At 39.4% G+C, this 19,620-nt stretch carries 18 protein-coding genes, 4 tRNA genes, 3 pseudogenes and 1 riboswitch; of the genes and pseudogenes, 17 read left to right on the forward strand and 8 right to left on the reverse strand.

The features are described 5' to 3' along the window. The first annotated feature begins 435 nt into the window (after positions 1–435). From BFU02S_RS07085 to BFU02S_RS07105, 5 genes and pseudogenes are all read left to right on the forward strand, one after another. Positions 436–1,650, forward strand: coding sequence for an SEC-C metal-binding domain-containing protein (locus BFU02S_RS07085; RefSeq protein WP_066368480.1), 1,215 nt, complete (start codon positions 436–438; stop codon positions 1,648–1,650). 110 nt (positions 1,651–1,760) lie between these two features. After that, positions 1,761–2,557 (forward strand): annotated as a pseudogene (locus tag BFU02S_RS07090) (DUF2935 domain-containing protein). Positions 2,558–2,623: 66 nt separating this feature from the next. Then, positions 2,624–2,704, forward strand: a riboswitch (ZMP/ZTP riboswitch). A 115-nt stretch (positions 2,705–2,819) separates the two neighbouring features. After that, positions 2,820–4,019 carry a phosphoglycerate dehydrogenase gene (locus BFU02S_RS07095; protein ID WP_066368481.1) on the forward strand — a complete coding sequence of 400 codons (1,200 nt, stop codon included), beginning with the start codon at positions 2,820–2,822 and terminating at the stop codon, positions 4,017–4,019. A 149-nt stretch (positions 4,020–4,168) separates the two neighbouring features. Beyond that, positions 4,169–4,414, forward strand: coding sequence for a spore germination protein (locus tag BFU02S_RS07100; RefSeq protein WP_084361020.1), 246 nt, complete (start codon positions 4,169–4,171; stop codon positions 4,412–4,414). Between the two features lie 58 nt (positions 4,415–4,472). Further along, complete coding sequence (locus BFU02S_RS07105) at positions 4,473–4,697, forward strand: spore germination protein (protein ID WP_066368483.1); 225 nt, start codon at positions 4,473–4,475, stop codon at positions 4,695–4,697. Positions 4,698–4,756: 59 nt separating this feature from the next. Here the strand turns inward: BFU02S_RS07105 and BFU02S_RS07110 are convergent, their stop codons facing one another. Beyond that, positions 4,757–4,945: a hypothetical protein gene (locus BFU02S_RS07110; RefSeq protein WP_066368485.1), complete on the reverse strand. Its 189-nt coding sequence runs from the start codon at positions 4,943–4,945 to the stop codon at positions 4,757–4,759. Between the two features lie 160 nt (positions 4,946–5,105). Here BFU02S_RS07110 and BFU02S_RS07115 point away from each other — a divergent pair, with 160 nt between their 5' ends. Further along, positions 5,106–5,330 carry a spore germination protein gene (locus tag BFU02S_RS07115; protein WP_066368487.1) on the forward strand — a complete coding sequence of 75 codons (225 nt, stop codon included), beginning with the start codon at positions 5,106–5,108 and terminating at the stop codon, positions 5,328–5,330. 44 nt (positions 5,331–5,374) lie between these two features. On the opposite strand, the gene BFU02S_RS07120 is transcribed toward BFU02S_RS07115, so the two are convergent. Next, positions 5,375–5,842 carry a low molecular weight protein-tyrosine-phosphatase gene (locus tag BFU02S_RS07120; protein WP_066368489.1) on the reverse strand — a complete coding sequence of 156 codons (468 nt, stop codon included), beginning with the start codon at positions 5,840–5,842 and terminating at the stop codon, positions 5,375–5,377. 212 nt (positions 5,843–6,054) lie between these two features. Here BFU02S_RS07120 and BFU02S_RS07125 point away from each other — a divergent pair, with 212 nt between their 5' ends. Further along, positions 6,055–6,846, forward strand: coding sequence for a hypothetical protein (locus BFU02S_RS07125; protein WP_066368492.1), 792 nt, complete (start codon positions 6,055–6,057; stop codon positions 6,844–6,846). Positions 6,847–6,980: 134 nt separating this feature from the next. Here the strand turns inward: BFU02S_RS07125 and BFU02S_RS07130 are convergent, their stop codons facing one another. Continuing rightward, the gene (locus BFU02S_RS07130) at positions 6,981–8,144 is read right to left on the reverse strand and encodes a pyridoxal-phosphate-dependent aminotransferase family protein (RefSeq protein ID WP_066368494.1); all 1,164 of its coding nucleotides are present in this window, start codon (positions 8,142–8,144) and stop codon (positions 6,981–6,983) included. 243 nt (positions 8,145–8,387) lie between these two features. Here BFU02S_RS07130 and BFU02S_RS07135 point away from each other — a divergent pair. From BFU02S_RS07135 to BFU02S_RS07160, 6 genes are all read left to right on the forward strand, one after another. Beyond that, positions 8,388–8,463 (forward strand) — tRNA-His (locus BFU02S_RS07135). A gap of 203 nt (positions 8,464–8,666) precedes the next feature. Continuing rightward, positions 8,667–8,740: transfer RNA gene (locus BFU02S_RS07140), tRNA-Ile, on the forward strand. Between the two features lie 11 nt (positions 8,741–8,751). Then, a tRNA-Asn gene (locus tag BFU02S_RS07145) sits at positions 8,752–8,825 on the forward strand. Positions 8,826–8,836: 11 nt separating this feature from the next. Further along, a tRNA-Ser gene (locus BFU02S_RS07150) sits at positions 8,837–8,927 on the forward strand. 264 nt (positions 8,928–9,191) lie between these two features. Continuing rightward, on the forward strand, positions 9,192–10,661 hold the full coding sequence (locus BFU02S_RS07155) for a protein adenylyltransferase SelO (RefSeq protein WP_066368503.1): 1,470 nt from the start codon (positions 9,192–9,194) through the stop codon (positions 10,659–10,661). 416 nt (positions 10,662–11,077) lie between these two features. Next, complete coding sequence (locus BFU02S_RS07160; protein WP_066368505.1) at positions 11,078–12,034, forward strand: ribose-phosphate diphosphokinase; 957 nt, start codon at positions 11,078–11,080, stop codon at positions 12,032–12,034. A 58-nt stretch (positions 12,035–12,092) separates the two neighbouring features. On the opposite strand, the gene BFU02S_RS07165 is transcribed toward BFU02S_RS07160, so the two are convergent. Then, complete coding sequence (locus BFU02S_RS07165) at positions 12,093–12,917, reverse strand: GNAT family N-acetyltransferase (RefSeq protein ID WP_066368557.1); 825 nt, start codon at positions 12,915–12,917, stop codon at positions 12,093–12,095. A gap of 147 nt (positions 12,918–13,064) precedes the next feature. Here BFU02S_RS07165 and BFU02S_RS07170 point away from each other — a divergent pair. Continuing rightward, positions 13,065–15,413, forward strand: a pseudogene (locus BFU02S_RS07170) (polyprenyl synthetase family protein). 475 nt (positions 15,414–15,888) lie between these two features. Here BFU02S_RS07170 and arsC read toward each other — a convergent pair. From arsC to arsR, 4 genes are read right to left on the reverse strand one after another with little or no spacing between them, the layout of a single operon-like run. Then, positions 15,889–16,314, reverse strand: coding sequence for an arsenate reductase (thioredoxin) (gene arsC, locus BFU02S_RS07175; RefSeq protein WP_066368508.1), 426 nt, complete (start codon positions 16,312–16,314; stop codon positions 15,889–15,891). Positions 16,315–16,341: 27 nt separating this feature from the next. Further along, positions 16,342–17,382, reverse strand: coding sequence for an ACR3 family arsenite efflux transporter (gene arsB, locus BFU02S_RS07180; RefSeq protein ID WP_066368511.1), 1,041 nt, complete (start codon positions 17,380–17,382; stop codon positions 16,342–16,344). Positions 17,383–17,401: 19 nt separating this feature from the next. After that, positions 17,402–17,839: an ArsI/CadI family heavy metal resistance metalloenzyme gene (locus BFU02S_RS07185; protein WP_066368514.1), complete on the reverse strand. Its 438-nt coding sequence runs from the start codon at positions 17,837–17,839 to the stop codon at positions 17,402–17,404. Positions 17,840–17,898: 59 nt separating this feature from the next. Beyond that, positions 17,899–18,204, reverse strand: coding sequence for an arsenical resistance operon transcriptional regulator ArsR (gene arsR / locus BFU02S_RS07190; protein ID WP_066368559.1), 306 nt, complete (start codon positions 18,202–18,204; stop codon positions 17,899–17,901). A gap of 233 nt (positions 18,205–18,437) precedes the next feature. Between arsR and BFU02S_RS17260 the strand changes: the two are divergent. The 3 genes and pseudogenes from BFU02S_RS17260 to BFU02S_RS07200 form a co-directional block, all read left to right on the forward strand. Further along, positions 18,438–18,574 (forward strand): annotated as a pseudogene (locus tag BFU02S_RS17260) (recombinase family protein); the annotation flags it as partial. 252 nt (positions 18,575–18,826) lie between these two features. Continuing rightward, the gene (locus tag BFU02S_RS07195) at positions 18,827–19,147 is read left to right on the forward strand and encodes a PadR family transcriptional regulator (protein ID WP_066368561.1); all 321 of its coding nucleotides are present in this window, start codon (positions 18,827–18,829) and stop codon (positions 19,145–19,147) included. 46 nt (positions 19,148–19,193) lie between these two features. After that, positions 19,194–19,535, forward strand: a complete 342-nt coding sequence (locus tag BFU02S_RS07200) for a DUF1048 domain-containing protein (RefSeq protein ID WP_066368518.1) — start codon at positions 19,194–19,196, stop codon at positions 19,533–19,535. The last annotated feature ends 85 nt before the right edge of the window (positions 19,536–19,620 follow it).

The following is a 19,620-nucleotide window of genomic DNA, read 5'->3' on the forward strand; positions in this document are numbered from 1 at the left end:
GCATTAGACAGCTACGGTCAAGGACACATAAATGGTGTCCGAAAATTCCTTAGGCTTGGACAACCTTTGACACAAAAACATGAACAGTGTCCGAAGTGGGAACAGGTTCGGACAGTTTGCGCCACGGATATATAAATGGTGTCCAAAGTTCTCTTAGCTTTGGACATCCATAGACACAAAAACATGAACAGTGTCCGAAGTAGTAACAGGTGAGTAATATCATGTGTAAAGAGCTATAGTAAATGATAGTAGAATTTAAAATGCGCAATTTCCGAGCTGGAAATGCTTGCATCATAAGCAGGTTTAACGGTTAAGAATTGCAAAAATTATCGTATTTGAGAAAGCCTAATTCCGTTAATTCAGAAAATAAGGGGATGCAGTTCTTTTTCTGCTATAATAAGCCTTGGCTTATAGCAATATACAGAGGTGATCATCTTGAATCATAGCAGCATAGATACCGATTCGTATGAAAAGGTACTTGAAGCTTTAGAAGCAGTGAAGGAAACGACACGGCGAATTCAGCAGAAAAAAGAATTGAAAATGTGGAGCGATCTTTCAATTCCCCTTACAATGAAGAATGCACTTAATAGGCTTTCAAAAGATGAATTAAATCCCATTCGCAAGCGTTTGGAGATAAAAGGTGCCAGTCATTTAAAAAAAGGAGAATTAATCGACCTATTAAGTTCAAAGATTCCGCTTTTACTTGAGAAAATAGTCATGAATATGGATCTAGAGCGGTACAGCTTCATCCAAAAAATCATCCGTAACGGAGGGTTTATTGAAGACCCTAAATTAGCCGAACCTAAATTAGACTATTTCCGTGAATGCTGCATGATCTTTACTGGAACGTATGAAGGAAAAAGGATTTTAGCAATGCCGGAAGAAATACTTAAAAATCCTTATTTTCAAGAGAATGACAAGCAATTAACAGCCATTTGCCGCAGGAATACTGAATGGATCAAGCTTACACAAGGATTACTGTATTATTATGGAACTCTGACCATTACAGAAATAACCGATTTATTAAAGAAATACGTAAATAAACCTATTGATATGTCCGAATTTTTAACAGTAATTGACCAGGCAAGGACCTATTACGAACAGATTCATATGGATGATATCGGTTTTTCCCATATAAGGGTATTTGATCCAGAACAGGTAAAACGGGAACATCTAATGAGAGATGATGTGGATTTTTTCCCATTCTCAAAAGAACAACTGCTTAAAGCCGGAGAGCCTGATTATATCGAACGGAACAATAGCTTTTTGGAATTGGTCCGCTATTTAATGCAACACTATGAAATCACGAAGCAAGAGGCAGATCGTATGGCAGAAGAATGTGTGTATGCCATAAACATTGGAGAGCCCCTTAAAAACATTCTTGATTTTCTAGGAACAAGGCTCGAATTTCCAAGTTTTGATTCAGTGCAAGCTTGCATGGTTAAAGTGACAAACTTAATGAATCATACAAGGCAATGGTTCCTCAAAGGCTATTCATCCCAAGAGTTATTTGCACGTGAACAGAAGGCATTTTTGAAATTGCCAGATCGAAAAGAGATTGAACAATTTTCCATAAAGAAGAAAATCGGCAGAAATGACCCATGTCCTTGTGGCAGCGGGAAGAAATATAAAAAATGCTGCGGGAGATAATTTTTTGTCATCCACCTTCGATTAGGTGGATTTTTTTCTTTCCGAATAAATTTTCATTCTTTTTCATAAAAAGGAGAATAAACAAAAATGCGCGCGTAGGAGGAAAGAACATGAATGGTGTATTTGACCAGACAGCAAGATTTGAACACCGGTTTTGGCTTCAGATATTAGGCGATCATTCTAGGTTTATACACGAAGCGTTAGCACCGGTTCAAAAAGCAGAGATTGAAGCGGCTGCAAATTTTATCCAAATCTTCGATACCCTTCTCGAGCAAGCAAATTTCACAGATTTACAACCATTAACCGTTCGAGCTGAACAAGAGGCGAAAAAATTACGGGAATTTAAATTTGAATTGATCAGAAAACACCTTATTGGGAAAATCAAAATTCATCTTTCACCCTCGTTTCTTAATCATATGGTCAATGAATTGGAAAATATTCACGGATCTTATCACATTTAAAAAACGGAGAAGTCCCGCCTATTTACCATGAACTGCACCATCATTTGTTATGGTTATTGGATGCAGCAGGTCATTCTGGAGCGATTTCTGCCAATTTGGATGGTGCCGAAAAGAAAATAAAAGAGAAAAGTGATGCGTTTACCAAGAATTTCGAAGCTTTTTACTTAAAAGCAGTAGAACTTGCAGGTTACTTAAGAACCAATTTAACTAGTTTTCCTGCTCTGACAAAAATGAATGAAGACAGTCAGCTAGAAATAAAATTATTCCAAAATTTCCTCCATGAAATAGAAGAGCTCAGGCTAAGTAACCAAGCATTAGGAACATTTGCACCTTTAATGGCAGACCATATGTATCGGGAAGAATGTTATTATTTAATGAAATTAGCTGAATCGGCCAATCTAGCACCGCCAAACTGTGACCCTGCTAAGCCTCGGGTGAAAGAATAAAAAAGAATGAAAGTTGAAAATTTCAGTTGAAATTTTGAGAAAATTTGATAAGATATAAGAAACGAAAAAGCTGTGTGTGACTGGCGAAACACGGATCACCGTGAGGGAGCACATAGGTTGAAAATGCCGTTCGCCTGGGCAGAGGTAAGGGAGTATATCCCTTACCTCTTTATAATTTCAAGGGGGAGATAGTTTAACAAAATAGTAGTTAAATCTAAAAACCGGCTAAGAATTGCATTTTCAAAAAAAGGAGAAGACGAAAATGAGCACCATCACTTTAGAGAAAGTAAAAACGATTAAAACATTAAATCAAATTGCAGCTTGCGGGTTAGATATTTTCAAACAGGACCAGTATACAATTGACAATGATACAAGTAACCCTGACGCCATTTTGGTTCGCAGTGCAAACATGCATTCAATGGAATTTGGCGATCAGCTAAAGGCGATCGCCCGGGCGGGAGCTGGTGTGAATAATATTCCAGTTGACAAATGTACGGAACGCGGTATTGTCGTCTTTAATACACCTGGTGCCAATGCCAACGCGGTAAAAGAGCTTGTGTTAACTTCATTAATTGCTTCATCTCGTAATTTGTTTGCCGGAACTGCATGGACAAAGTCATTAGAAGGGGAAGGTGAACAAATTCCTAAGCTTGTTGAGGCAGGTAAGAAACAGTTTGTCGGTCAGGAGATCAAGGGAAAGACTCTTGGGGTGATCGGGCTCGGGGCCATTGGCGCGCTTGTTGCAAATGATGCTCTAGCGCTTGAGATGGATGTGATTGGATTTGATCCGTTTATCTCAGTCGACACGGCGTGGAAATTGTCCCGTAACGTTCAGCGTGCGATGACAATTGAACAGTTGTTTGCTGAATCAGATTATATTACGGTACATGTGCCGCTGACGGAAGAAACAAGAGGCATGTTTAACGAAGCGGCCTTTCGTATGATGAAGCAGGGGGTTCACATTTTAAACTTCTCACGCGGTGAATTAGTAAATGAAGCGGACATGGCAGAGGCTCTAGAAAGCGGAAAAGTGGGCATGTATATTACAGACTTCCCGAATGAACAAGTGTTAAAAATGAAGAATGTCATCCCATTTCCACATCTTGGAGCTTCAACGAAAGAATCAGAGGAAAATTGTGCAATGATGGCAGCACGTCAGGTAAAAGATTTTCTTGAAACAGGAAATATCAAAAACTCGGTTAATTTCCCAAATGTTTCTCTTCCCTATACAGGAAGGCATCGTGTGTCCGCATTCCATCGAAATGTTCCGAATATGGTTGGCCAGATCACGTCCATTCTTTCCGGCTATAATTTGAACATCGCGGACATGGTGAATAGAAGCCGTAATGAATATGCTTATACGTTAATTGATCTTGACAATCAGGTAGATGAGGACATGCTTTCAATCTTAAAGATCAAATTCTCTCAAATTGCCGGTATGATTACAATTAGGATGATTTAATTCATTTACTATTTATGAGTGGGGCAGCTCCCCACTCATATTTTTTTATTCTGATTTAATAGGATCAAGCTTATCTCCTAGGAGATTTTCAGTAACCAAAGAAAAAGTCCTGGAATAGTATTAAGGTATAAATCGAAAGGATGTTGAATATGGGAGCATTTATCGGGGGTCCGGGAGCATTTGTTGGAGGTCCACTTATTTTAAGAACGGTTGCCGGGAATGCAAATGTTAATTTCGGCGGTTCTCTTTTTATTACACCAAAGAATGTTTCAAAGAATTTCTTAGGTTCCGGTGCCGGCCATACATCTGTTGTAAGTTTTAATCTTACGGGCCCAAGTGCAACGAATACATTGGATACAGATGTTCTTGATCAACCAATGGCTCTTGATAACTGATGGAAGTTCTAACTTTATTAAATAACCAAAATGATGGGTTAACGAAAGGATGTTAAAAATGGGAGGATTTGTTGGAGGTCCGATTATTATCGAGACCATCGGAGCAGATGCAAATGTTAATTTTGGCGGAACACTTTATCTTTCACCAAAAAATATTTCAAAGACTGCCGCGGGTGCCGGCGGCGGTCATACCCATGTGATCGGATTTAGCATTACCGGTCCAAGTACAACGAATACAATCGATACAAATGTTGTGGATCAACCTTTAGTCCTTGATAACTAAATGTAATTGAGAATACCAACGGGGCCGGCTGATGTTGGCCCCGTTGATTGCTAAAAGAACTACCCTCCGAGCGGCCCGCTGATACTACTAGATATTGATAAAGGAATTGATGATGAGCCTGAAGTAGACGGGAGGGAGCTAGTTGTCGTTTTCGTGATCGAAATCGGTGCAATCTTTAAGGCGCCTCCAAAATTTACAATCCCTCCTGAAATGGTTTGAATACAAATTCCGTTGCCATTATACTTCAAAATAACACCTCCTTATCTTTATAAAATATGTGCATGTACAAATTTCAGTGTAAGCCAATATATGAAGCTGGAAGATTTTTTTAAGAACTTCTTCTCAAAAAGAACATGCAAGGGCATCTAACCATAAATTATAAAAAATTTGAAATAAAGGGTGATTCGAATGCCAGCCATTATTAACGGTCCATTACAAATAGCTACCGTTGGGGGATCAGGAGTCGTCAATTTCGGAGGAACAGCTGTTCTCTCACCAAAATATGTTTCGAAAACGTATGGAGGCTCCGGAGGTTTTTCTGTCGCGGGAGCAGTTATTACAGCCAATGGTTTAAGTGGTACGAATGTTGTGGATCCGAGCTTAGTTGATCAGCCAACAGTCGGAAATAACTAATGAGACGAAAGAATCCCTCTTTGAAAGAGGGATTTTAGCCAGTTTTATACTAAATGATGTTCTTTGCGTATTTTTTCAAGTAATGCACGGCAGCCTTCTGATACAAGCCGGTAGGTTTCCTCGAAATCCCCGGTGTAATAAGGATCAGGAACGTCTTTTTTAAGTTCTGTTAAGTCAAGCAAACGAATAATTTTTGGATGACTCGGCCTGCCGGTGATCTTGGCAATATCCTTTGTGTTAGTCTCGTCCATACCGATGATGTAGTCGAATTTTTCAAAGTCTTCTTTTGTTAATTTTCGTCCGACAAGACCCTCTGATGAAATATTGTATTTTTTTAAAATTGCAAGGGTTCCTTGATGCGGGGGATCCCCAATATGCCATGAACTGGTAGCCGCAGAATCGACAGCCAATTTGCCTGTTAAACCTTCTTTTTTCAATAAGTCGCGGAATAAAGCTTCTGCCATTGGAGAACGACAAATATTCCCGAGGCAGACAAATAATACATGAATCATGTTACGATCTCCTTTTTTACATATTTTCTCTAAGAATATAATAAGGTCCGTTCTATTGAAAAGCAAAAGAATTGTAGGGGTGGATTGTCGAAAATTGGTAACTTCAAATAGTTATTTTTAGCCATTCACTTTATTTATTATCTTCTATAATATAAAACTCGGGGCGATGGGATTCTTTTTAACCATAAGGTGAATGAAATGGGAGGATTAGAATGGATACCGATCAAGCTTTTGATTTGTTAAAGGCCGCAGAAGTTCCTGAAGAGATTTGCATTCAAACAGTGAGGCGGTGGCTAAAGGAACGAAAGATTATATACAGCGGAAAAGTTAGGTTTGTCAAAACAGGATACATACTGGAGGACACTGATCAAGCCATTGATCTTCTAAAGGATGCAGGGGTTGATGCTGCCAAAGGCATTAAAGCGATACAACGCTGGCTGTATGAAGGGAAAATCCAAAAGATAGGAAGCAGAAATCAAATTACGGAATATATAGAAGATGAAAAAAACACAAAGCTGTTTTTAAATAAATCTTCAGATCAGGATAAATTGATTCGTGATTTAAAAGGAAGAATCAAAATGCAAGATGAGCAGCTAAAGGAGTTAGAAGAACTTCATAAATCGACAGTCACCGCTTTAAATCAGCAAAAAGAAAAATTACAGAAAGAAATCCGCAAACTAGAAACAGAGAACGGGGCGTTACAAAAGGAAACGAAAAGGCTGCTTAGCGATAATATTGGACTACGCAAACAATTGTTAAAATTGCAGGAGGAACTTTCTAAAGGTGGCAAAAGAGATGCTGAAATCACACAAAGAGCTCCCATTTCAGCCACGCTCGATTATCAGCAAAAATTAGGACTTTCAAAAACTGCGGGGCAAAAAGACATTTTAGCAGCATTTAAAAAGTTACTAAAAACTACACATCCCGACCATGGCGGGAGCCCAGCTGTGTTTCATTATGTTAAAACAGAATATGATCATTTTAAAAATAGTCTTAAAGGATAACGGAATTTATTTCGCATATCCGGGTAATGAAGGGCAAAATTCGATTGTGCTATAAAAAAATGTCCTTCATCCGGATTCCGAAGGACAATACCTAATGTTTTGACATGCTATCTTAATCAATTACACTCAGGCTTTTAGCTAAGCTTTTTAGAAGCCGATAAGAAAACCTTTTGAGCGGCTGTTACGCCTACTCCGGGTTCAAAAGGATAGGAGAAATCCTGCAAACCTGCTTCGATGAGAGATACGGCTTCCAGGATATCGGACGGGAAGCAGTAGCCCATATGCCCAAATCTGAAAATCTTTCCTTCCAAATGACCGAGTCCACCGGCAAAATCAAGATAATAGTTCTCCTTTAAGTGGCCTAAAAATTTTGCAAGATCAAGTCCTTCCGGGGTACGAATGGCTGTAATCGTTGGTGATGCATACTCATCGCTTGTCAGCAACCCGATCGAAAGGGCCTTCATCGCCTCACGAACCATATTCTTCATTACTTCATGTCTTTCGACTGTTTTGGAAAACCCGCCTTCCTCATCAATTAAATCACATACAGCTGAAAGTCCCATAATGAGTGAAATGGCTGGTGTGTTTGGTGTCATCCCTTTGTCAGCCCAATCACGATAGCTTAACAAATTTAAATAATAAGCAGGTGTATGATTTGCCTCTATTACTTTCCACGCTCTGTCGCTGACGCCCAAAAAGGCAAGCCCGGGCGGAAGCATCATCGCTTTTTGTGATCCCGTTACTAAAATATCGATACCCCATTGATCCATTTCAGCCGGAGCTCCTCCGATACAGCTCACACCATCAACGATAAAGAGGGCATCTGTCAGGTTATGCACTACTTTTGCCAATTGATCGACGGGGTTTAAAATGCCAGTAGAGGTTTCATTATAAGTGACAAAAACGGCTTTTATATTGGTTAAAGGTTTCAAGAATTCGATTAAGTCTTCTTCCGAACAAGCCTCGCCCCAATTCTTTTCCAGCTTATGTACAATAAACCCGTTTTTTTCACAAATAGAAACGAAATAATTCCCAAAGGCCCCAACTGTGATCACGACAACCTCTTCACCGGGAGAAACTGTATTTACTACTGCTGCTTCTAATGCAGCTGTTCCGCCCGAAGTCAAAAGCAAAATATCTTGTTTGGTCCCAAATATAGGTTTAACTCGATTCGTTGTTTCTTTAAATAATTGAACAAACTCTTCCGTCCGATGACTTATCATATCCTGGGCCATAGCCAGCTGCACTTTTTGGGGAATTGGGGTTGGTCCAGGATGCCTTAGAATAGTTGGATACATTTATTTCCCTCCATTCATGGGTTTTCCATGCTTTTCATTATAACATATTTCTTTGGTAAAATTATGTTGACAGTTTTGGTTATTTAGAGTTCAAACGATTGATTGATTCTGCAATGTTTAGGAAAACGGATATTAATAGCCTTTAAAAAATAGACTTGCATATAAAAGTTATTGGTGTTATAATACAAAAGTCACTTTTGAGTCGTTCAATTATTAGGATATGTATACCAACTTTTGAATATGGCGGCTGTGGCGAAGTGGTGAACGCACCAGATTGTGGCTCTGGCATTCGTGGGTTCGATTCCCACCAGTCGCCCCATAAAGTACTATAAAGCATGTTAGTTCATTTAGAAAAACAAATAACTATATGCGGGTGTAGTTTAGTGGTAAAACCACAGCCACGAGCAAAGCAACATGAATCCGCTGCGAGTTGCCTCGACGCATGTAACATCCTCGAATAAGCTAGAAGAGGAAGAGGCATGACATGTTGTGGGTTCGATTCCCATCACCCCTCTCCAACATGGGCCTATAGCTCAGCTGGTTAGAGCGCACGCCTGATAAGCGTGAGGTCGATGGTTCAAGTCCATTTAGGCCCATCGTTATTATTTCCGCAGTAGCTCAAATGTAAGCTATCGGCTGTTAACCGGATCTGTCGTACGTTCGAATCTACCTGCGGAGCCATTTTTAATTTTGGAGAAGTACTCAAGTGGCTGAAGAGGCGCCCCTGCTAAGGGTGTAGGTCGGGTAACCGGCGCGAGGGTTCAAATCCCTCCTTCTCCGCCATACATAAACTACGTCTTTACATAGCAGGATTTCCACTTGATCCTGCTATGTGTTCGGATGGTGTTTGAATTTTTGCTCCTGAAATATTGAAACGTTTGGATAGGTCCAAACGTTTTTTTATGACTTGAAATTACAGAAGATTCAAAAAGTAAAATTAGTATGGAGGTTTTTTTATGATCTAAAAGAATATATGAAATAAGAAATGTTCGTCCTTACCAAAATAAAACATGAACGAATACCTCTTAAGAGAAGAAGGAAGATATTATGACAAATCAAAATATGGAAACGAGTTGGAACTTTGATAATAGTTATGCCTGTCTGCCGGAATCTTTTTTTACTCATCTTAAGCCAACGCCTGTACGCTCGCCGAAGCTAATTATTTTCAATGAGCCATTAGCAACGGCTTTGGAATTAAATGTTCATTCTTTGAAAAGTGACGAGGGTACGTCTGTTTTTGCTGGCAACCGAATTCCTGAAGGAGCTTCCCCAATTGCTCAGGCTTATGCCGGACATCAATTTGGGCATTTTACCATGCTGGGAGATGGCCGGGCGCTGTTACTTGGGGAGCAGCTTACTACTAAAGGAGAACGATTTGATATTCAGTTAAAAGGTTCTGGCAGAACGCCGTACTCACGCGGAGGGGATGGCAGAGCAGCACTTGGACCAATGCTGCGTGAATATATCATCAGTGAGGCCATGCATGCACTCGGTATTCCAACTACCCGCAGCCTGGCTGTCATTACAACCGGTGAAACCATCATCCGCGAAACGGAATTGCCCGGTGCAATTCTAACACGGGTGTCTTCCAGTCATATACGGGTAGGCACGTTTCAATATGTGGCCAATTGGTGTACGATTGAGGAACTTCGAATACTGGCAGATTATACGATAAACAGGCATTATCCGGATATAGCAGCTGACGAGAACCGTTATTTATCTTTCCTTAAAGAAGTGATCAAGCGGCAAGCTGCACTAATTGCCAAATGGCAGCTGGTTGGCTTTATACACGGGGTGATGAATACGGATAATATGACAATTAGTGGAGAAACCATTGATTATGGACCGTGTGCTTTCATGGATACCTATGACCCGGCAACGGTGTTTAGTTCTATTGATAGGAAAGGCCGCTACGCCTATGGTAATCAGCCATATATTGGCGGGTGGAACCTGGCCCGCTTTGCAGAAAGCTTATTACCGCTGTTGCATAAGGATGAAGAACAAGCTGTTCAAATAGCACAGGAAGCAATTTCAGATTATTCGGACCAGTATCGTAGCAACTGGCTATCGGGAATGCGGGCAAAACTGGGAATTTTTAATGAAGAGGAACAAGATGAAGCTCTTATTGAGAGTCTTCTCAGCATTATGCAAAAGTATCATGCTGACTATACCAACACGTTCCGTGCCTTAACATTTGACAAGCCGGAGGATACCGTCTTGAATGGAACTTCGGAATTTACCCAATGGTATAATCAGTGGAAGGAACGACTGAAAAGGCAGGAAGAATCGGCTGACTCTACGCATCAATTAATGCGAAACAACAATCCTGCGGTCATCCCTCGGAACCATCGTGTAGAAGAAGCACTGGAAGCCGCAGTGAAAAAAGAGGACTACAGTGTAATGAATCGCCTTCTTCATGTTTTATCGAATCCTTATGCCTATTCACAAGAACAGGCTGAATACTGCACACTGCCAGCACCGTCAGGCATTCCATATCGGACATATTGTGGTACCTAAATAACGGAAAAACGGATATAACGCCCGGTATTTTAAGAAATGAGGGACTCGGTTGATAAGGGGTGTCTATAACGCCCGAAGGTTTTCGGAAAAGAAAGATTCAGTCGATAAAAAGCGTTTATAACGCCCTAATGATTTATAAATAGCGAGATTCGGTCGATAAGAGGGAAGAAAGCTATATTCCTCCCAATTGAAACCCGAATCTCGCTTTTCTCTTGGGTTCGGTTGTAAAGAACGCAGCTAATAAAAAAATTGCAAAGCAGATAGATCCTGCCTCCGGTTAAAGATGTAGAAAGATACCATTATAAATATGGAAAATCTTAAACCCATCAAACTTATTGGTATATGTACATGAATTCATGTACAATAAGATAATGGATAAGAATGATAAATAATTCATACAGCATGGGGGAAAAATGGTGTCTTATCAACTTCAAAAGAATTTTAAAATGTTTGCATTAAATTCAAATCGTGTACTGGCAGGAGAAATGGCCAAACTTTTAGGTGTTGAGCTTGGTAAAAGCTCGATCAACCGTTTTAGTGATGGTGAAATTCAAATTACAATTGAAGAAAGTGTGCGCGGTAGTGAAGTTTTTTTAGTACAGTCTACTTCAGAGCCAACGAATGAACATATTATGGAACTCTTAATTATGATTGATGCCTTGAAGAGAGCTTCAGCAAAACTGATCAATGTTGTTATACCGTATTACAGCTATGCACGCCAAGACAGGAAGGCTAGATCGCGGGAGCCCATTACAGCCAAGTTAATCGCTAATCTTTTACAAAAGGCTGGAGCAACCAGGGTGGTTACATTAGACTTTCATGCTCCTCAAGCCCAAGGATTTTTTGACATTCCAGTGGATCATTTAACCGGGATTCCAATTCTTTCCGAATACTTTGAGAAAAAAGCATTAGAAGATATCGTGATTGTGGCGCCGCATAACGGTGGAGTAGCAAGGGCAAGAAAAATGGCAGGCCTGTTAAATGCTCCGATTGCATTAATCGATAGAAGACGCCCAGAGCATGATGAATCGGTTATTATGAACATTGTCGGCAATATTCAAGGAAAAAACGCCATTATTATTGATGATTTAATTGATACAGCCGGGACAATTACTTCTGGAGCGAAAGCGTTAATGGATGCAGGCGCAAAGGCGGTATATGCTTGTTGCACCCATGCTGTTCTATCAGGACCTGCTGTCGGCCGGATCAAATCTTCCGTTATTCAGGAATTAGTCATCACGAACACCATTGAGATACCGCAAGAAAAATTGACCCATAAAACAACTTCTCTATCTGTCGCACCATTACTTGCAGAGGCAATTGATCGGATTCATAATGAAAAAGCCGTGAGTCCTTTGTTCGAAGTATAACCATATATTTAAAAAACAGCTATCAGTTTGATGGCTGTTTTCTTTTTGAAGTTTCTCATCATGAATTAAGATATCGATAGTAATCTTGCGAATGATAGATTCGGAAACCACACGATTCGTAGAGTTTTAATGCATGAGTGTTCTTGGCTTCTACTTCAAGAAAAATGGAGAATCCTTTTTGATGTTCCTTTTTTACTACTTTTGATAAAGCTTTTCGTCCAATCCCTTTCCCTTGAAGTGCAGGAAAAACGGCAAATCCATAAATCCACGCTCCGCCATCCTTTTCGGAAACGCGCATTTTCCCAGCTGTTTGGCCTGCTGATTCAATGATTAGATTTTGTTCCATTTGTTGATGCCAGTTTCTTTCGGTATACTCGCGGGCTTCCTTTTCCAAAAAACCAAAGCATAAGAGGTCGAGTTGTATATGTGCTTCCATATCTTCTTTGGAATAAGCTGGTCTTATTGTAACGGACGGATCATCCGAAAGCTCGGTTTCCTGCCATTTCATCTGGTATTCAGCAACGGCAAATTCACATGGGATGGTCTTTAAAAACGCTTTGGCCGATTGGGATCCGCTTAGTGCATTTAATAAACAAGTTCTGGTATTCCGCTGCTTCGCTTGATCAAGTCCCATTTTCAGCAATCTTGAAAATATGCCTTTTCTTCGGTAATCAGGGTGCACCATTCCGCAAAGTTCCACTTTACTTCCAAAGTCATAATACCCTAGAAAACCGACAAGCCTATCGTTTTCATAATGAAGAAAGTCTTCTTGTTCCTTACGATTTTGGAGCATTTCAAAATTCAGTTTCAGTTGAATGCTTTCCTCTTGTTCGCAAATCTCTTGAAGCTTCCTTATTTCCAGCAATTCTTTGCTAGTTGCCATTTTCATCACCTCGCTTAACTATTCTTTAAAAAGTGTCTACATTCCTCCTTTTTATCAGAATTGTCATATTATTGTTCAGTTTGGATTATATATAAATATATTTTATATCTGCGGCTTCGTTTGAACTTAATGTAAAGGTTGAATCATATGAATGAAGAGCTAATCAAAAATGCCGATCAATGCTATCAGGTGGCAGAGGAGAAGGCTGCGCATTATTTTCAAACCCTTTGTGAATCGGTTTCAAAGAAGTCTTATGTTCCTCTCTTAATGAAAGATTTTCGATCTTGGAAACGAAGCCATATTCCGTCATTCTATACATTTTTTCACCAACAAAGAAAACCCCGTTCCAAGGATTATCACACTTACATCCAATGGCTGCAATATACAGGAAAACTTGATTCCTATCTGGATCGAAGTGTTTCCTATCTCTTTCTACGGGACTTAGGAAAATCCCTAGAATCACCTGAAACACAGAGAAGAATCCGAAATACAGTCGAGCGTTTAAAACATCACTTGACAAATTTCGACTCTTTTGGAAAAACGAATGCCCTCCGACTGGCCCGGTTGTACCGTTGGACCCAAAAGGAAGACATTGAATCCACCATGATCTGGTTGTTCGACAAACTCAAGTCGGTATCTGCCAACATTCCGGAGGGGATGGATGCAGATCATGCCCAGCGAAAATTGATAAAAATAATGGCTGGCGTTCTCATGCACGTGATGGATGAGATGGATCCCCACATATCTCCCAAAGAGCGTTCAAAAAAATTGGATGAAGCTTTTAGATTAGGTTATTCCTATGGCCTAACCTATCCTTTTATCGATGATCTACTCGATGCCGATATCCTAACTGCTGACTAGAAGAAACGGTTTTCTGATTTGATCCGGAAAACTCTTATAAGCGGGATAGTGCCGGAATTAGACTTTGCGGGTCCCAATCTAAATCTTATTCACTACATTCATTCAGAACTTTGGGATGCCTTTGAATATATCCAGACCTATCAGCGGCCTGAGGCAACAAATACCTTTTTCGAGCAAGTTTATTTATTTTTCCATTATCAGGAAGCTGATCGCACCAAGGATCTCTCCAATGCCCATTACTCTAACGAAGAATTATACTTGCCGATCATCTTAAAATCCTCGTCATCTAGATTAATCGCCCGTTCCGTCATTAGTGCTTCGCGAGATGAGGGGTTTGAAAGCAGCACATTCTATTACGGTATCTACAATCAGTTGGCTGATTTGTTTGATGACCTAAAAGACGGAGCAGTTACCCCTTATACCTATTTTCTGAAATACCATAGCATACGCCATGATCTCATCAATCCGTTTGAATTATACTGGGCGGTCATCGCCCATTTGATTCATCATGTCTATCACTCAGATCCCAAGACAATTGAAATCCTACTAGATCGCGCGATAAACGGACTGAAGCGTTTTAAAGAGCGAATGGGGCCGCCAAACTACCGCGAAGTCATGCTGCTGTTTGCAACTGGAAATGTGGAATTTGATCATGTTATTCAAAGAATGGTCCAAAAGGCAGCCGATGTAGAGTTTTTTGATAAGCTGCTTCGGGATCAGATATTAATGGTGCTAAAAAATCAAAGGCAAGAACAGGAGGAATTTTTTAAAAAGATTGAGACAGTAAGACAGCAAATCAATGACAATCTCCCCATTACCAGTTCTGTTAACGGTTCATTGCTGCAAGATCTAATCATTACTGCAGCCAATTACAGTCTCGAAAGCGGCGGAAAACGATTGCGTCCGATCATAACCTGGATGATGGGGGTGGAGGCATATGGTTTACAACCGTCAGCCATCGTACCATTATTAAGATCATTGGAATACATGCATATTGCATCTCTTATTTTTGATGATTTGCCGTCTCAAGATAATTCCCCCATCAGAAGAGGGAAGCCAACCCTGCACCAGGTTTATAATATAGCAATTGCGGAATTAACCGCTTTATTTCTTACGCAGAAGGCGATGGAAGAACAGGCATCACTTGAACAGTTCGATGCCAAAACAGTGCTGCGCTTGATTCAATATACGGCTCAAGTGACGCAGTCTATGTGTCAGGGGCAAGCGATGGATTTGGAGTCCAAAGGGAAACGATTGACGTTGGAACAATTGAGCTTGCTATATTCCTATAAGACAGGAATTGCTTTCGAGGCTTCCCTTATCATGCCGGCCATCCTTGCTCAAGCCGAGACTTCCGACATTACAGCCTTGAAGATCTTTGCACATCATGCTGGCATCGCCTTTCAAATAAAGGATGACCTGTTGGATGTAGAGGGAGATGTAAATATACTCGGAAAACCCACGGGCAAAGATGAGGAAAATAAGTGTACCACCTTTGTCTCTATTCTAGGTGCTGATGATGCAAGAAAAGCGATGTGGGATCATTACTGCTCTGCCCTGGACGCATTGCAAAAAGTGAGGAAGACTGTTTTTCTAAAGCAGTTTTTGAATTACGTTGTGAACCGTGATCATTAACGGTTTGATGATGCTTTGGCTGTCTTTATTAGATCTGTTTAACAAAAATGCGGTTTCTTGTCACAAATCTCTCGGGAATTAGAAGTAATTAAGGGGATATTAAAATCATTATCAGAAGAATGGTATAAATTTAATTACTGTTAACCAACTTTTGGAATTAAAAAAATAAAATATTGAGGTTTTTTACAAACCTATAAGAGCGTCAAGTTGACGCTCTTTTTGTGTATTCTTTTATAGTGAAAACTTTATCGTAAAACCCAGTCGTTGAGCAGGTGTTCTTGTTATAAACTTGGAATCCAGTTATTTATATAGCTTACAAAAGTTAATATTAGCTCTATTAGCAGCATTAATTGCAATGTAATTAATATCGTATTTAACATTAGCTTTCAAATTGGCATTTTCCCAGGTGACCTCTCAACCCTCGAATCGTTTCTAAACTCCTATTTATATTTTTTTGGATCTTATATAGTACTTTTTATTTTCCTGTTTCAGTAAAACTCTTGATCCTTGCTCCAATTTCATCACGTACACGTTGAAAAAACGCCCATTTTTCTTCTTCGGTTCCTTCTGCTTTTGCTGGGTCATCAAAGCCCCAGTGAACACGTTTTACATATGAAGGAGTTACAGGACAGTGTTCTGCTGCATGTCCGCATAACGTCACAACTAAATCTGCGTTATTTAGAATTTCAGGGTTGATTACATCAGATGTTTGAGTTGAAATATCAATTCCGACTTCTTTCATTGCTTTTACGGCATTTGGGTTCAATCCATGTGCTTGAAGTCCAGCACTTTTTACCACCCAATCATCACCTAAATATTTTTTTGCCCATCCTTCTGCCATTTGGCTTCGGCAAGAATTACCTGTACATAAAAAGTAAATGGTTTTTTTGTTTTTTTCCATATTGAATTCCACCTTCATTATTAGTTTTCAGGCTATATGCCCTTTAAAATACCTTTGTTTAAACCATAATGCTACGTTGACGAGCGCAATCATGACAGGAACTTCCACAAATGGTCCAATGACAGCCGCAAATGCTGCACCTGAATGAATTCCAAATACACCAACAGCTACAGCAATGGCTAACTCAAAGTTATTACTTCCAGCCGTAAAAGCAAGGGTTGTGGTGACTGGATAATTGGCTCCTATTTTCTTTCCTAAGAAGAAGGAAACGAAGAACATCAAAATAAAGTAAATTAACAACGGAATAGCAACACGTACTACATCTAGTGGCAAGCTTACGATTACGTCTCCTTTAAGCGAGAACATGATGATAATCGTAAATAAAAGCGCGATCAAGGTAATAGGACTAATCTTAGGAATAAATACTTTCTCATACCATTGGATACCTTTTGCTTTAACCAATATAAAGCGTGTGAGCATTCCACCTATAAATGGAATACCAAGATAGATAAAAACAGATTTAGCTACTTCGAGAATCGTTATGTTTACAACGGCTCCATGAATTCCGAGCCATTCGGGAACAATGGTTACAAATACATAGGCATACACAGAGAAGAATAGCATTTGAAAAATGGAATTGAATGCGACTAATCCAGCTGCATATTCTGTATCTCCTTTTGCAAGATCATTCCACACAATAACCATCGCAATGCAACGAGCCAAACCAATTATGATCAGACCAACCATATACTCAGGCTTATCTGGAAGAAAAATAATAGCCAACAAAAACATAAGAATCGGTCCAATAATCCAGTTTTGTATCAGCGATAAAACAAGCACTTTCACATCTTTAAAGACGCGTCCAATTTCTTCATAACGAACTTTAGCTAAAGGTGGATACATCATTAAAATTAAGCCAATTGCAATTGGAATAGATGTGGTTCCCACCTGCAACCTATTTAATCCGTCTACAAATCCCGGAAAGACGAATCCTAAGCCGATCCCAATTGCCATTGCGAGAAAAATCCAAAGTGTTAAATACCGGTCTAAAAAAGATAAACGTTTCATTCTTTTCTCCTTTTACACATTAACAACAAGAGTTGGGTTGGGATCCAGTTGAAGTGGGGAAGGAAGATGTATTTTGTATCTTGTGAACTTCACTGTCTGCCTTTGTATAAAAAAACTCCCACTCGTTTCCATCTGGATCCGTTACCCAAAACTTATCTTGTACAGCATAACAGCAGACCGTATCCATTTCCTCACGTGCGAAGAAGCCCTCTTTTTCTAATCTTTCTTTATGAATTTTGATTTCTTCGGCTGTTTCCACTTGGAATCCAAAGTGGCTCACTTGATTCCCACTCACTTCATCTCGAACATTCAGTGTAAAGTTAAGACCGGGCGTTTCCAACAAAAACTTAGCATAATTAAATTTTACTTTCACTGGTGCTACACCAAATACTTTTTGGTAAAACTCAATGGATTTCTCTAAATTTGTGACGTTAATTCCCACATGAACATATTTCATATCAAATTCCTCCCTGATTCAATTTAAATCAAAAAAATTTGATTAATAAACTATAAAAATTAACAGCAACTTCCTCTTCCTGTCTTTCTAAATACACAACAAAGTTCTTCTGACAATAAATTGTTTACTTCACTGTCATTTAAATCATAGTAACTCCAAGTACCCTTTGTCTCTTTTACGATCAATCCTGCATCCAATAAAATCTTTAAGTGGTAAGATAGCTTAGACTGTGGCATCTCAAATATTTCAGTTAAATCACATACACATGTTTTTCCTCTGTGGCATAATTCATGTATAATCTCTAACCGTTTCTGATCAGCCAAAGCTTTAAACTTCTTTTCGTACTGTTCAAACAGTTGAGACATCGTACTCAAACGAAATCCTCCATTCATCAATTTTTTTTGATGTTTACAGTATATATAAATATCTAGTCATTATGCAAATTATAAATCAATTTTTTTTGATATAATAATTATATCTATTCATTTCGTTTAGTGTAACAATAACGGCTGTTTTTGTTACGCAGATTCGTGATATGCCTTTAACCTAGTAAACTTGCATAGAAGCTGTAACAAAAATATGTAACTTCTAAACGGACAAGGAAGGAGTTCAGGCTGCAAGGAAACGAGCAAAACATCCTGGAAAACCGATGAGGAAAAGGTTCATTATGCCTTGTATCTTTTGGAACAAGGGATGAATCGTACGGATGCTGCAGGGAAAGCCGGTATCTCTTGAATGTCTCTGTCGTAAAATATAAAACAACAAAGAGACTAACAGATAATCGGCTGTTTCCAACGAGGATAACTGGATTTAGAAATAGGTAAAAAATCCAGTTGACACCCCTTACTACTCAGTGTTACAATATACATGTAATAAGCAATACTTAATAGCGAAAAGGCTGTTAAGTAAAATTCTCCTTGGTACTATGTGATACTGAATATAAGTCAGACTAAATAGAGGAGGGACGAAATAGTGGAGGCTCCGAACATGGAAAATTTAACTGAAATGCTGAAGGGCTTACTGGAAGGCTGCGTGCTGGAAATCATCAGCCGCCATGAAACCTATGGCTACGAAATTACCCGCCGACTAAATGAGCTTGGATTTACTGAAGTCGTGGAAGGGACGGTCTACACTATCCTCGTGCGATTAGAAAAGAAAAAACTTGTGAACATAGAAAGAAAACCATCCGATATGGGACCGCCCCGCAAGTTTTACTCACTAAATGAGGCTGGCCGTCGGGAGCTTGAATTTTTTTGGAAAAAATGGGATTTTGTATCATCAAAAATCATTGCGCTAAAGTCAAACTAGCTTCATAAGATAGTGTTGAAGTGTCTGATCAAAAAGGAGGAAAAATATGCTTGATATATTCAAAAAATTAATTGGTGATAAAAAAGAATACAAGATGATGATGGCACGGGTTGAAGCCCTGCCAGAGGACTATCAGTTTGTATTTAAGAAAATTCAAAACTACATGTGGCATTTTACAGCGGGCAACGGGATGGATATGCTGCACATACAATATGAACTAATTGACTTGTTCGAAGCTGGTGCGGCAGATGGAAGACAAGTACTGGAAATAACCGGGGATGATGTCGCATCCTTTGCCGACGAACTAGTGGCAAACGCCAAAACCTATGTTGCCAAATATCGTGAAGATTTGAATCAGAGTATCATGAAGCGATTAGGAAAAAAATAATTGCAATGGATCTTTCAACTGATTAGCTGGTTACAAATGTGAATTGTCACCTTTGCTATTCGGTTATATTTTTGGTATAGTACTA

It is taken from the genome of Neobacillus fumarioli NBRC 102428 (assembly GCF_001591485.1).
GTDB classification, from domain to species: domain Bacteria; phylum Bacillota; class Bacilli; order Bacillales; family Cytobacillaceae; genus Neobacillus; species Neobacillus fumarioli.